General features: G+C 65.0%; 11 protein-coding genes. 7 read left to right on the plus strand and 4 right to left on the minus strand.

Features of this window, described 5'->3' with window-relative positions; genetic code table 11:
• The first annotated feature begins 6 nt into the window (after window positions 1-6).
• Genes ACWFUC_RS06270 through ACWFUC_RS06280 form a run of 3 tightly spaced genes read left to right on the plus strand, consistent with a single transcriptional unit; the run spans window position 7 to window position 3406 of the window.
• Window positions 7-1089 (plus strand): bifunctional enoyl-CoA hydratase/phosphate acetyltransferase, encoded by a 1083-nt coding sequence (locus tag ACWFUC_RS06270; protein ID WP_489624401.1) that lies wholly within the window; start codon window positions 7-9, stop codon window positions 1087-1089.
• Window positions 1086-2267 (plus strand): acetate/propionate family kinase, encoded by a 1182-nt coding sequence (locus ACWFUC_RS06275; protein WP_489624402.1) that lies wholly within the window; start codon window positions 1086-1088, stop codon window positions 2265-2267. Before ACWFUC_RS06270 ends, ACWFUC_RS06275 begins: the two co-directional genes overlap by 4 nt.
• Window positions 2264-3406 (plus strand): alpha/beta fold hydrolase, encoded by a 1143-nt coding sequence (locus tag ACWFUC_RS06280; protein WP_121042423.1) that lies wholly within the window; start codon window positions 2264-2266, stop codon window positions 3404-3406. The genes ACWFUC_RS06275 and ACWFUC_RS06280 overlap by 4 nt, the downstream gene beginning before the upstream one ends.
• 9 nt (window positions 3407-3415) lie before the next feature.
• On the opposite strand, the gene ACWFUC_RS06285 is transcribed toward ACWFUC_RS06280, so the two are convergent.
• Both ACWFUC_RS06285 and ACWFUC_RS06290 read right to left on the minus strand, forming a co-directional pair.
• Window positions 3416-4846, minus strand: a complete 1431-nt coding sequence (locus ACWFUC_RS06285) for a sensor domain-containing diguanylate cyclase (protein WP_489625521.1) — start codon at window positions 4844-4846, stop codon at window positions 3416-3418.
• A 260-nt stretch (window positions 4847-5106) separates the two neighbouring features.
• Window positions 5107-5757 carry a TetR/AcrR family transcriptional regulator gene (locus ACWFUC_RS06290; RefSeq protein WP_051057342.1) on the minus strand — a complete coding sequence of 217 codons (651 nt, stop codon included), beginning with the start codon at window positions 5755-5757 and terminating at the stop codon, window positions 5107-5109.
• A 220-nt stretch (window positions 5758-5977) separates the two neighbouring features.
• Between ACWFUC_RS06290 and ACWFUC_RS06295 the strand changes: the two genes are divergently transcribed.
• The 3 genes from ACWFUC_RS06295 to ACWFUC_RS06305 are packed head-to-tail and all read left to right on the plus strand — an operon-like array spanning window position 5978 to window position 11678.
• Window positions 5978-7063 carry an efflux RND transporter periplasmic adaptor subunit gene (locus ACWFUC_RS06295; RefSeq protein WP_489625522.1) on the plus strand — a complete coding sequence of 362 codons (1086 nt, stop codon included), beginning with the start codon at window positions 5978-5980 and terminating at the stop codon, window positions 7061-7063.
• Complete coding sequence (locus tag ACWFUC_RS06300) at window positions 7060-10203, plus strand: efflux RND transporter permease subunit (protein ID WP_343726029.1); 3144 nt, start codon at window positions 7060-7062, stop codon at window positions 10201-10203. Before ACWFUC_RS06295 ends, ACWFUC_RS06300 begins: the two co-directional genes overlap by 4 nt.
• Window positions 10203-11678: an efflux transporter outer membrane subunit gene (locus ACWFUC_RS06305; protein WP_489624403.1), complete on the plus strand. Its 1476-nt coding sequence runs from the start codon at window positions 10203-10205 to the stop codon at window positions 11676-11678. Before ACWFUC_RS06300 ends, ACWFUC_RS06305 begins: the two co-directional genes overlap by 1 nt.
• A 12-nt stretch (window positions 11679-11690) precedes the next feature.
• Here ACWFUC_RS06305 and ACWFUC_RS06310 read toward each other — a convergent pair whose 3' ends face one another.
• Together ACWFUC_RS06310 and ACWFUC_RS06315 are read right to left on the minus strand one after the other, a co-directional pair.
• A complete protein-coding gene (locus tag ACWFUC_RS06310) occupies window positions 11691-11837 on the minus strand; it encodes a hypothetical protein (RefSeq protein ID WP_158601263.1) in 147 nt (48 codons plus the stop codon).
• Window positions 11838-11922: 85 nt separating this feature from the next.
• Complete coding sequence (locus tag ACWFUC_RS06315) at window positions 11923-12105, minus strand: hypothetical protein (RefSeq protein ID WP_166675782.1); 183 nt, start codon at window positions 12103-12105, stop codon at window positions 11923-11925.
• Here ACWFUC_RS06315 and ACWFUC_RS06320 point away from each other — a divergent pair.
• Window positions 12104-12922 carry a hypothetical protein gene (locus tag ACWFUC_RS06320; RefSeq protein ID WP_489637505.1) on the plus strand — a complete coding sequence of 273 codons (819 nt, stop codon included), beginning with the start codon at window positions 12104-12106 and terminating at the stop codon, window positions 12920-12922. The genes ACWFUC_RS06315 and ACWFUC_RS06320 overlap by 2 nt on opposite strands.

Below are 12922 nucleotides of genomic sequence, written 5' to 3' on the forward strand. Positions count from 1 at the left end.
AGCTTTGTGTTCTCTGTCCGGTTTGCGGGCAATCCTGCAATTGAACTCACCTCCGCCTGCGGCTATGCTGCGACACAGCAAGCCCGCATGAGTGCGTCCGGCCTCATGCCATTCCCTCAGGAGGACACCATGTTTCCACCGACGCAGGCCACGCCTGCCGAGCGCTACGGTCAACTCATCCGCGATGCCCTGGGCGCGCAGACGATGCGGGTCGCTGTAGTCCACCCCTGTTCCGCCGAGGCCTTGCAGGGCGCGCTGGAAGCGCGCGAAGAGGGCCTGCTGGAGCCGCTGCTGGTCGGGCCTGAAGCCCGGATACGGCGCGTCGCCGAAGAAGCCGGCCTGTCGCTGGCGGGTCTGCAGATCGAGTCCACCGAACACAGCCACGCCGCCGCTGCGCGCGCCGTCGAGCTGGCGGTACAAGGGCGGGTATCCGCGCTCATGAAGGGCAGCCTGCACAGTGACGAACTGCTGGGGGCGGTCGTGGCCTCCGGCTCGGGACTGCGTACCGAGCGCCGCATCAGCCATGTGTATGCCATGGCCATTCCCACCTATGCCAAGCCGCTCATCATCACCGATGCCGCCATCAACATTGCGCCCACCCTGGCGCACAAGCGCGACATCTGCCAGAACGCCATCGACCTGCTGCACGTGATGGGCGTGCCGCGTCCGCATGTGGCGGTGCTGGCGGCAGTGGAGACGGTCAATCCGGCCATGCCCTCCACGCTCGATGCCGCAGCCCTCACCGTGATGGCCACGCGCCATCAGATCACCGGTGCGCTGGTCGACGGCCCGCTGGCTTTCGACAATGCCATCAGTCTGCAATCGGCCAGCATCAAGCAGATTACTTCGCCGGTGGCCGGCAGTGCCGACATCCTGCTGGTCCCCGACCTCGAAGCCGGCAACATGCTGGCCAAGCAATTGATCTACCTGTCGCAGGCCGAGGCCGCCGGGCTGGTGCTGGGGGCACGCGTGCCGGTCATCCTCACCAGCCGCGCCGACAGCCTGCGCGTGCGTCTGGCCTCCTCGGCACTGGCCCGTCTGTTCGCCTCGCGCAGCAAGGTGCAGGCGGTCGGCAAGGAGGCTGCATGAATCGCTGGCTGCTGACCTTCAATGCAGGATCGTCCTCGATCAAACTGGGCGTCTTCCGGCTCGATGGCGAGCGCGCCAGCAAGATCGGCCACGGACAGCTCGACCTGCATCTGTCTCCCTTGCGGCTGCGCCTGGAGATCGAAGGCAAGGCGTCGGCCATGGCCATCGACGCCGATCCTGCTGCCTCCATGGACAAGGTACTGGAGCAGGTGCTGCACCAGCTGGAAGTGGGTCACGAGCAGGGCGCGCTGTGTGCAGTGGGCCATCGCGTGGTGCATGGCGGCTTGCATCTGGCCCATTCGGTACTGCTGGATGAGCGCATCGAACAGGAACTGGAATCGCTGGCCCCGCTGGCCCCCCTGCATCAGCCGCAGAACCTGCGCCTGATCCGCGCCATCGGGCGCCTGCGCCCGGGCCTGCCCCAAACGGCCTCCTTCGATACCGCATTCCATGCGACGCAGGATGCACTGGCGCGCCGCTTCGCGCTGCCGCGCAAGCTGCATGACGAGGGCGTGCTGCGCTATGGTTTCCATGGCATTTCCTACCGCTACATCGCCAGTGAATTGCGCCGCCGCCAGTTGCCCGAGGCGCATGGCAACGTGGTGGTGGCGCATCTGGGCAATGGTGCCAGCCTGTGCGGCATCCAGAACGGGCGCAGTGTCGATGCCAGTACCGGATTCTCCACGCTGGAAGGCGTGCCCATGGGCACGCGCTGTGGTGCTCTCGATGCGGGCGTGCTGCTGTATCTGCTGCAGCAAGGGATGACGCCGGCGGCGCTGGAAGACTTGCTGTACCACCAGTCTGGCCTGCTGGGTGTGTCAGGGGTGAGCGCCGATGTGCGCACCCTGCAGCAGAGTACGGAACCCTCCGCGCGCGAGGCGCTGGAGTTGTTCGCGTTGCGCTGTGCCGGTGAAGCCGCACGCCTGGCGACCACGCTGGGCGGCATGGATGCGCTGGTCTTCACGGCCGGCATCGGCGAACACGATGCGCGCATGCGTGCGGCCATCTGCGCTCGCCTCGACTGGCTGGGCGTGCAGCTCGACGAGAGCGCCAACGCCCAGCATCTCGAATGCATCAGCCATCAGGCCAGCCGCGTGCGCGTGCTGGTCATTCCGACCAATGAAGAACAGGTCATTGCCGACGATGCGGCAAGACTCATCCATGGGAGCCCTGCATGACGACCTCATCTGCCAGCCACGCCCGCCATCCCGCACCAGAGCCTGCGGCCTGCGGGCCCGGCTGCGTACCGCTGTTCTGGCCCATGATGCTGGCCACCGAAGTGTTCCGCCAGGGACAGGAAGTGGTGGACAAGCATCTGCGCTTTCTGGAAGAAGAGACCAAACTGCATTCCCTGCATCACCCGCAGATGGCCACCGCCAACCAGGTGCGCCTGACGCTGCGTACGCTGAGCTTGCGCGAATACGGCAAGCCCGCTGCCGCGCATGCGGTCCCGACGCTGGTGGTGGCTCCCTATGCGGGACACACCTCGGTGATCGCCGACTACTACCGCGGTCAGAGCCTGGTCGAAACGCTGATGGAACATGGCGTACCGCACGTGTTCCTGACCGACTGGCACAGCGCCAGCGAGGACATGAAGGACCTGGAGATCGACAATTATCTGGCTGATCTCTGCGTGGTCATCGATGAACTGGGCGGGCGCGCCAACCTGGTGGGTCTGTGCCAGGGTGGGTGGATCTCGGCCATGATCGCGGCGCGCTTCCCGCACAAGGTACAGCGGCTGGTACTGGCCGGCTCGCCCATCGATGCCGGGGCGGGAGAAGGCCCGCTCAAGCAGATGGTGGAGCGCACGCCGATTCGCTTCTACGAAGATCTGGTGCGTACCGGCGGCGGCCTCATGCGCGGCAGTTTCATGCTGCAGGGCTGGAAGAACATGCATCCCGACGAGCATTACTTCAGCGAACATGTGGACCTGTTCCAGCACATCGACGACCCCGTGTATCTGGCCAAGCGCGAGATCTTCGCGGCCTGGTACGAAACGCCGATCGACCTGCCGGGACGCTGGTATCTCCAGGCCATCCGCCAGATCTTCAAGGACAATCTGCTGGCACGCGGCCAGTACGTGGCGCTGGGCAAGATGCTGGACCTGCGCGATATCACTTGTCCGCTCTACCTGCTGGCCGGGGAACGCGATGACATCACCACGCCCGAGCAGGTGCTCAACGCAGCGCAACTGGTCGGTACGCCCGCGGCACATATCACGCAGCGCGTGGTGCCGGGCGGGCATATCGGCCTGTTCATGGGCGGGCGCACCCTGGCTGAGGCCTGGCCGCAGATCGCGCAGTGGCTCGCTGCATGAAGGCCGACCTCAGATCGCGGAACTGATCGCCACCCGATTGCGGCCCGCTGACTTGGCGGCATACAGGGCCTGATCGGCTTCGGCCAGGAGTTGTTCGGCTTGCGCGTGACGCTGCAAGTCGGCCTGGGCCACGCCGAGGCTGATGGTGACCATGCCGAAACGGCTGTGCGCATGCGGCAGGGCGAGGTGCTCGACGGCTGCCCGAATGCGCTCGGCCACCTTGCTCGCGCCAGCCGCATCGCTGCCCGGCAGGATCACCACGAATTCTTCGCCGCCATAGCGCGCCGCGCCGTCCTCATTGCGCGCCAGGCTGGTCCGCAAGGCGGCCGCCACCTGGGCCAGAACCAGGTCGCCGGACTGGTGGCCGTAACCATCGTTGTAGAGCTTGAAGAAATCGACATCGATGAAGATCACGCTGAGCTGCCGCAACGTTCCCTCGCGCAGGTGCTGCCAGTGGCGCGCCATCAGCTCGTCCATCGAGCGGCGGTTGATCAGTCCGGTCAGGCCATCGATGGTGGCCAGCGTGGTCAGGGTCTTTTCCGACGCATGGCGGCGCAGGAATTCGCTTTGCATCGAGCGGAAGAAGGAGAGGGCGCTGAAGATCAGCAGGATGGAACCGATAATGAGGATGGCCAGCGTCTTCTGCCAGTAGTTGTAGATGTTGCTCTTGGCATAGCCGACGAAGACCATCAGGTTGGTGCCCGGCACCGCGTGAAAGGCGTACAGGCGCTCGACGCCGTCATTGACCGACTTCCAGAAGAAGTGACCGGAGTCCTGCTTCAGGAAACTGTCGAGCATCGGTGCCGAACTCAGATTGCGGCCGACCATGGCCGGGTCATAGGGAATGCGCACATACACTGTGGCATCGCGCGAGTAGATCGACAGGACGCCGTTGTTGCCCACATCCACCCCTTCCAGCATGGAACGGAAATAGGCCAGGTCCAGCACCATCATGGCCACGCCAGCGAAGTTGCCCTGCACGTCGGTGATGCGCCGGGACAGCACGACGACGAAGTAATCCTTGGCCAGCTGGATCGGCTTGGAGAGGAACAGCTTGCCGGCGGGGCTGTCGGCGTTCTGCTGGGCCTGGAACAAAGGCGCATCGCTGAAATCATTGGTCAGCAGCGTCGGCGAACTGCGTGAACTGGAGACCAGGAGGCCGTGCTTGTCGAGCACGGCGGTTTCGACGATGTAGCGATTGGCTTGTCCGCCCGTGAAGAGAAACGATCCCAGCTCGCTGCCCGACACCGGGAAATGCAGCACCTGGCGATAGCGTTCGCCGATGGAATCGAGGACCGAACAGAAAAACTCGGCGTGCCGCTGCAGGCCGCGCTGCATCACCAGCGTGATGTTGGCCGCATGGCCGATGGCCGTTTCTTTCGCCTGCTGGTGGCTCTGGTAGATGGCACCGCCGCCGAGCAGGATGGCCATCAAGACCATGATCACCCAGCCCCTTTGCACATCGCGCTTCAGGATTTGAATTTTGGACTCCGGAACGTCACAGACCAGATGCGTGGCCCGTCCATTTCTGTTCCGGGAACTGCCTCACGTGGCTATCTGCAGGAAAGGGCGAGCAGGCAGCCCCTTTTTTGGAAACGGAATATAGCAGCAAGCGCCAGTGCGCGCAGCTTCCAGGCCGCGGGATGCAGCCTGCCAACAACACGAGCAGGGGAGGTCATACCAGTTGTTGCAGCGATTTCTCAGGCAGCAGGACTTGCAACCACTGCTGCACCGGGTGCGGCAATCGCAATGGACGCCTTGAGGAACCACGCCAGCACCGATTCGGCGGTCTTGCCATCGACGATGTGCGGTACGCAGCGATAGGAAAAACTCACGCCCTCGCACAAGGCCATCAGCCCGATGGCGATCTCGCGCGGCGGCGCGGCCGGGGCGGTGCCGGTCAGGCGGCAGTAGGCTTCGACGAAGCGGGTGATCTGGCCGTAGCGCTGCTCCAGGAAGGTATCGAGCTGGGCGCGGAATTTTTCGTCGCGCAAGGCAATGATGCGCGCTTCCATCCACAGCAGGCTGCATTTGTCATCGCGGTACAGCGCCGAGTACTGCACTGCCAGCGCGTCGCGCAGGGCATCGGGGTCGGTCAGTTCGCCACCGAGGATGCGCTCGAAACCGCGGTCGATGCTCTCGCCTTCACGGCGCAGCAGCTCGAAGAACAGCTGCTCCTTGTCATCGAAGTTGGAGTAGAAGGCCCCGCGCGAGTATCCGGCGGCGGTGCTGATATCCTCCACGCTGGCCTGCGCGTATCCCTTCTGCATGAACACCGCGTGCGCCGCCTCCAGCAGACGTTCCCGGGTCTGCTCACGGCTTTGCTCGCGGCTGAGTCGTTGGCGTGTCATGGGGCTGGATTCTAACACTGTTGTATTCGGATACAGGATTGCATTTGAATTCATATGTGCATTAGAATCGCTGAACTTTTGTAAAGATGCGGAACGCGCCGCGGTCCGACACCTGACACTACCCTTTCCCGAAAGGAATGCTGTGAAGCCAGTCTCCCGTCCGTGTTCCGGCCGTCTTTCCACGTCTCTTTCGGCCCCTCGCCGCGTCCCGCTGGCGCGCATGGCGCTGCTGGCGATTCCCTTCGCGTTGTTGCTCTCGGCCTGCAGCAAGCCGGCCCCCGTCGCCGACGCCCCGCGTGAAGTGGTGGTGCTGCAGGCGCAGGAACGCGGCAGCACCCGGCCGCTGCACCTGCCGGCCGAAGTGCAGTCGCGCTACGTAACCTCGCTCTCCTTCCGCGTGGCCGGCCAGTTGGTGGAACGGCGCGTGCATCTGGGTGACGCCGTGCGCAAGGGCCAGGTGCTGGCGCGCCTCGATCCCTCGGACGCCGACCAGAATGCCGCCTCGGCGCGCGCCGAACTGGCCTCCGCCCGCCAGCATCTGGATGCAGCGGAGAAGCAGTTGCAGCGTGACACCGCACAAGCCGCCGAACAGCTCATCAGCGCCCAGCAACTGGAGCAGAGCCAGGATGCGCATGCCGCCGCGCTGTCGCAATTCAAGGCTGCGCAGGCCCGTGCCTCGGTGGCCGGCAACCAGCGCGACTACACCACCCTGGTAGCCCAGCATGATGGGGTCATCAGCGCCGAGCAGGCCAATACCGGTGACGTGTTGAGTGCGGGCCAGCCGGTTTATTCGCTCGCCTGGTCGGGCGCAGTGGACGTGGTCACCGATGTCGCGGACCGCCAGCTGGCCGGCCTGCAGCCCGGTGCCGCCGCCGAGGTCACGCTGGCGGCCCTGCCCGGCAAGACCTACAAGGGCCGCGTGCGCGAGGTCAGCCCGGCGGCCGATCCGCAAAGCCGCACCTTCCGCATCAAGGTCACGCTGGAACAGCCGGACGCCAGCGTGCGCCTCGGCATGACCGGTGAAGTGAAGATCACACCGGCCGATACGGCGCAGGGCCAGGTGCTGATGCTCCCGGCCACCGCCCTGTTCCATCAAGGCGGCAAGCCTGCGGTGTGGGTCGTGACCAATGATGGCAAGCTGGAACTGCGTCCGGTCACCGTCGCGGCCTACGGCGAGCGCAGCATCTCGCTCTCGCAAGGCGTGGCCACACAGGACAAGGTGGTGGTGCAGGGCGTGCATACCCTTACCGCGGGTGAGAAGGTCAAGCCGGTCGCCCCGCTGCACGCCGAGGACTTCGCCCTATGAGCGCGCCTGGCCGTTTCAATCTTTCCGCCTGGACCCTGCAGCACCAGGCGCTGGTGACCTTCATCCTGGCGCTGGTGACGCTGCTGGGCATCGGTTCCTACTCGCGCCTGTCCCAATCGGAAGACCCGCCCTTCACCTTCAAGGTGATGGTGATACAGACCGACTGGCCCGGTGCCACCGCGCGCCAGGTGCAGGAGCAGATTACCGACCGCATCGCCCGCAAGCTGCAGGAGACGCCCGATGTGGATTTCCTGCGCAGCTATTCGCGCGCAGGGCAGTCGCAGCTCTTCTTCACCATCAAGGACACGGCCCCGGCCTCGCAGGTGCCGCAGACCTGGTACCAGGTGCGCAAGAAAGTCGGCGACGTTGCGGCGACCTTGCCACAGGGCGTCAGGGGCCCTTACTTCAATGACGAGTTCGGGGACGTCTACACCAACATCTACGCCCTGGCCGGCGATGGCTTCACGCCTGCGCAGCTGCGCGACTATGCCGACCAGCTGCGCGGCGAACTGCTGCATGTGCCGGGCGTGGCCAAGATCGATTACTTCGGCGAGCGCCAGGAGCGCATCTACATCGACATCGGCAATACCCGCATGACGCGCCTGGGCATCAGCCCGCAGCAACTGGCCGACGCCATCGGCGGGCAGAATGCGGTGGTGCCGGGCGGCCTCATCACCACCAGCAGTGACCGTGTCTACGTGCGTCCCACCGGCCAGTTCGACAACCTGCGCGCGCTGGAAGACAAGATCATCCACGTCAACAACCGCAACTTCCGCCTGGGCGACATCGCCACCATCACGCGCGGCTACGACGAACCGCAGGAGCAGGAGATGCGCGCCAACGGCCAGCCGGTGCTGGGCATCGGCGTGACCATGCAGCCGGGCGGCGACGTGATCCGCCTGGGCAAGGCGCTGGACGAGCGAACTGAACAATTGCGCAAGCGCCTGCCTGCCGGGCTCACGCTGACGGCAGTGTCGAGCATGCCGCATGCGGTGGAAAAATCGGTCGATGACTTTTTGGAAGCCGTGGCCGAAGCGGTCGCCATCGTGCTGGTGGTGAGCCTGGTATCGCTGGGCATCCGCACCGGCATGGTGGTGGTGATCTCGATTCCCATCGTGCTGGCGGTGACGTCGCTGTTCATGTACCTGTTCGACATCGGCCTGCACAAGGTTTCCTTGGGCACGCTGGTGCTGGCGCTGGGTTTGCTGGTGGATGACGCTATCATCGCCGTCGAGATGATGGCGGTGAAACTGGAACAGGGCTGGAACCGCCGCCGCGCTGCGGCCTTCGCCTACACCAGCACGGCCTTCCCGATGCTGACCGGCACTCTGGTGACGGTGGCCGGCTTCCTGCCGATTGCGCTGGCCAAGTCGGGGACCGGCGAATACACGCGATCCATTTTCGAGGTCTCGGCCATTGCACTGCTGTTGTCCTGGCTGGCGGCGGTGGTGCTCATTCCGCTGCTGGGCTATCACATGCTCAAGGAAAAGCCGGGCGCGCTCACCGATGAACAGATCGCCGCCAATCCGCATGCCGGCCATGATGAGGAAGACCACGACCATCCCATCTACCAGACCCGCATCTACACCTGGCTGCGCCGTTCGGTGGCCTGGTGCGTGGCCTTCCGCGGCCGCGTGGTGATCGCCACCACGGTGCTCTTCATCGCTTCCCTGGCGGCCTTTGCGCTGGTGCCGCAGCAATTCTTCCCCAGCTCCGACCGCCCTGAATTGCTGATCGACCTGCACCTGCCGGAGCGCGCCTCCTTTGAAGCCACCCAGCGCGAGGCGGTGCGCATGGAAGCGCTGCTCAAGGATCGCCCGCAGATCGACCACGTGGTCAGTTTCGTCGGGGTCGGTGCGCCGCGCTTCTACCTGCCGCTGGATCAGCAACTGGCCAGCCCCAACTTCGCGCAATTCGTGGTCACCGCCAAGTCGGTGGAAGATCGCGAGGCCTTGGCCCGCGCGCTGGAAGAGCCGCTGCGCAAGCAGTTCAGCGGGGCACGCACGCGCATGACCCGACTGGAGAACGGCCCGCCGGTGGGCTTCCCGGTGCAGTTCCGCATCAGTGGCGAACAGATTCCCAAGGTGCGTGCCATCGCCGAACAGGTGGCGGCCGAATTGCGCAAGGAGAGCCGCGCCACCAACATCCAGTTCGACTGGGATGAACCGGCCCAGCGTTCGGTGTCCTTCGAGATCGACCAGAAGCGTGCCGGCGAACTGGGGTTGAGCAGCCAGCAGATTGCCAATTTTCTGGCGATGCAATTGTCGGGCTTCACGGTGACCCAATACCGCGAACGCGACAAACTCATTGGCGTCGACCTGCGGGCCCCGCGCAGCGAGCGGGTTGATCCGTCGCGCCTGGCTACCTTGTCCATGCCGACCGCCAACGGCCCGGTGCCGCTGGCCGCGCTCGGCCAGTTCCACAATACGCTGGAATACGGCGTGATCTGGGAGCGTGATCGCCAACCGACGATTACCGTATTGGCTGACGTGCGCGCCGGCGTGCAGGGCATCGACGTCACCAATGACGTCAACCGCAAGCTCGATGCGCTGCGTGGCGAGCTGCCGGTGGGCTATCGCATCGACGTCGGCGGACCCGTGGAAGAGAATGCCAAGGCGCAATCCTCGATCTCGGCGCAGATGCCGCTGATGATCATTGCCGTGCTGCTGTTGCTGATGGTGCAGTTGCAGAGTTTCGGCCGCACCCTGATGGTGGTCATGACCGCACCGCTCGGATTGATCGGCGTGGTGGGCGCACTGCTGCTGTTCGGCCAGCCCTTCGGCTTCGTCGCCATGCTGGGTACCATCGCCATGCTGGGCATCATCATGCGCAACTCGGTGATCCTGGTGGACCAGATCGAGCAGGACATCGCCGCAGGACGTGGCCGCTTCGATGCAATCGTCGGTGCCACCGTGCGCCGCTTCCGTCCGATCACGCTGACTGCGGCGGCGGCCGTGCTGGCGCTGATTCCGCTGTTGCGCAGCAACTTCTTCGGTCCGATGGCCACTGCCCTGATGGGCGGTATCACCATCGCCACCATCCTGACCCTGTTCTACCTGCCGGCGCTGTATGCGCTGTGCTACCGGGTCAAGCCGGATGAAACCCATCACCGCGACCACGCCGCGCAAGGGAGCCACTGATGAGCGCCGTTCGTTTGATGTTCGCCCCGCAGGTGCGCCCTCTGGCGCTGGCCGCCGCACTGCTGCTGTCGGGTTGCGCGCTGGGCCCGACCGGCGAAGCACCGGCCGTGCCGCAACCGGTCCACTACGCCGCCGAGGCCACCCCGGCCACGCTGGGTCCGCAGGAGGCGCGCCAGACCTTCGTACTGGGCCAGCGCAGCGTGCCGCAATGGTGGCGCGCCTTTGGTTCGGCGGATTTGTCCGCCTGGGTCGAGGAGGCGCTGCGCAGCAATCATTCGCTGGCCGAAGCGGACCGCAACCTGGCCAGTGCACGCCTGCAATTGCGTGCGCAGATCGATGAATCGCTGTGGCCGACCATCGACGCGGTCGGCCAGGCCCAGCGCCAGCGCGCCCTGGGTCTGCCCAATCTTGGCCCGACCACCAACCTGTACAACGTCTTCGCCGGCCAGATCCGCGCCAGCTATACCTTCGACCTGTTCGGCGTGGAGCGCTTCGCCAACTCGGCGCTGGCCGCCCAGGTCGATGCCCAGTCCTACCAGTTCGATGCGGCACGCCGCGCGGTAGCGGCCAACGTGGTCATCACGGCCATCAATGCCGCCTCCCTGCGCGCGCAGGTGGCCGACACCGAGCGCCTGGTGGCGCTGGCCGATGCCGACGTGGGGGAATTGCAGCGGCGTCTGGCGCTCGGTGCCGTGTCCAATGACGATGTCCTGTCCGCGCGCGCCAATGCGCAATCGCTGCGCGCCAGCCTGCCCGCCCTGAAAGCGCAATGGCAGGGCGCACGTCACGCGCTGGCGGTACTGATGGGCCGCACGCCGGATGCCGCACCGGCCGATCTCGACATCACGCGCCTGAAGCTGCCCGAACAGGTGCCGATGACGGTGCCTTCCGAATTGCTGAAACAGCGCCCCGACATTCTCGCGGCCGATGCCGCATTGAAGGTGGCGGCCGCACAGCAGGCGCTGGCGACAGCGGAGATGTTCCCCAGCCTGTCCATCAGCGCATCGTTCGGCCAGTCCGGTTTCTCCTGGGCCAAGGCCACCAGCGGTGCGGGAGCCGTGTGGGGTCTGGGCGCATCGCTGACGCAGCCGCTGTTCCATGGCGGTGCCCTGCGCGCCAAGCGCGATGCCAGCAAGGAAGCCTACCTCGCGGCCGAGGCGCATTATCGCCAGACCGTGTTGAATGCTTTCCAGAACGTGGCCGATAGTCTGGTGGCCTTGACGCAGGATGCCGACGCCTTGCAGGCCTCGGCGGCGGCACGCGCGGCCACCGAGCAGGGCTGGCGCAATGCGCAGCGGCGCGCGCAACTGGGTGCTTATCCGGCCAGTGCTGCGCGGGCCGGCGAACGCCAGTATCTCAATGCGAGGCTGGGTGAAATTCGCGCAACCGCCAGCCGCATGAACGATACGGCCACGCTGTACCAGGCCATGGGCGTGGGGTTGGACGCACCGCCGCAGCAGGCCGCCCAGCCCTGAGGATCGCGCAGTTCAGCCACCGGTGTACTGGTGGAACAGGTGGCTGAACAGCCGCGTCAGGTCCTTGAACAGCATCGCCCCGCCGCGTCCGGCGTGGGCCTCGACAGTCATGCTCAACATGCCGATGAACACGGCCAGGCGCAGGGTGGTGGTATGCATGATGTTCTCCTTGGGTTGCGGTGTCGATGGAGACATCGTGCGCCGCTGTCATCACGGCCGTATGTCAAAAAACCACGCGCGTATTTCAGCTGAAATATTTTCTTTTTCCTGTCAGTGATTCGTCAGTCACGCGACGCGCAGCTCGGCTATATTCTCGCTGGATGGCAGGCCTGAGGCCCGCCATCGAGGGATGCGACAACGAGAACGACAACACGCGCGGGCGCGCAAGGAACATCGGGGATTTCATGTTGAGAATGCTGGTATGCATGGCAGCCTTGCTGCTGAGCGGTTGTGCCTCCATCACGGGCACGCAGACGCAACCCGTTTCGGTTCAGGCCACGCAGGGCAACCAGATCATTTCCGGGGCCAGTTGCACCCTGACCAACGATGCGGGTCAATGGTTTGTCAAAACACCCGGCAGCGTGACGATCAAGAAGAGCACTGCCGACCTGATGGTCGAATGCGCCAAAGATGGCGTGGTCGGACAACAGAAAGCAGTCTCCCGTGCCAATACCAACGTCTGGGGCAATGTGCTTGCAGGCGGGTTGATCGGCTATGCCATCGACCGCAATAGCGGTGCCGGTTTCGATTACCCTGATTCCATCACCGTGATTCTTGGTGGCAAGCTGGGAGTGCTGCCCTCTGCCGGTATCGCCGGGGGCACGGCCAGCTCGGAGCCGAGCCCGCCGGACGGTCGCTGGCGCGCCGTCATGTCCTGCGATGCCAGCCGCTTCAACAAGGATTCGCAGCCCTTCCAGGCCAATTTCAATGCCCAGGTGGACGGCAACCGTGTGGTCATCAAACGGCGCAACAAGATCGCCGAAGAAGTGATGTCGGGCACCATCTCCGGCGAGTCCCTGAGCCTGGCCGGGATGGGATACCGGCTGGAGAACCCGGCCATTTCGTGGACCTTCAAGATTGACGGCGTCTTCATGGGCAACGGCAAGATCTACAACGGCAAAGGCGCGCTGTTGTCCAAGAATGGCGCGACTGCACGCCTTTGCACGGTGCTCATGATCCACACCGATGTGCCGCCCCCGGTACCAGCGCAAACGCCCGGGGCGGGCGTCGCGACCCTGCAGTAA

The organism is Herbaspirillum sp. Her4 (assembly GCF_057961335.1).

What these genes read in the sequence shown, in the direction of transcription:
- ACWFUC_RS06275 (WP_489624402.1), top strand. Translation starts at nt 1,086, where the DNA reads ATGAATCGCTGGCTGCTGACCTTCAATGCAGGATCGTCCTCGATCAAA.
- ACWFUC_RS06280 (WP_121042423.1), top strand. Translation starts at nt 2,264, where the DNA reads ATGACGACCTCATCTGCCAGCCACGCCCGCCATCCCGCACCAGAGCCT.
- ACWFUC_RS06285 (WP_489625521.1), bottom strand. Translation starts at nt 4,846, where the DNA reads ATGGTCTTGATGGCCATCCTGCTCGGCGGCGGTGCCATCTACCAGAGC.
- ACWFUC_RS06290 (WP_051057342.1), bottom strand. Translation starts at nt 5,757, where the DNA reads ATGACACGCCAACGACTCAGCCGCGAGCAAAGCCGTGAGCAGACCCGG.
- ACWFUC_RS06295 (WP_489625522.1), top strand. Translation starts at nt 5,978, where the DNA reads ATGGCGCTGCTGGCGATTCCCTTCGCGTTGTTGCTCTCGGCCTGCAGC.
- ACWFUC_RS06300 (WP_343726029.1), top strand. Translation starts at nt 7,060, where the DNA reads ATGAGCGCGCCTGGCCGTTTCAATCTTTCCGCCTGGACCCTGCAGCAC.
- ACWFUC_RS06305 (WP_489624403.1), top strand. Translation starts at nt 10,203, where the DNA reads ATGAGCGCCGTTCGTTTGATGTTCGCCCCGCAGGTGCGCCCTCTGGCG.
- ACWFUC_RS06310 (WP_158601263.1), bottom strand. Translation starts at nt 11,837, where the DNA reads ATGCATACCACCACCCTGCGCCTGGCCGTGTTCATCGGCATGTTGAGC.
- ACWFUC_RS06320 (WP_489637505.1), top strand. Translation starts at nt 12,104, where the DNA reads ATGGCAGCCTTGCTGCTGAGCGGTTGTGCCTCCATCACGGGCACGCAG.
- ACWFUC_RS06315 (WP_166675782.1), bottom strand. Translation starts at nt 12,105, where the DNA reads ATGCATACCAGCATTCTCAACATGAAATCCCCGATGTTCCTTGCGCGC.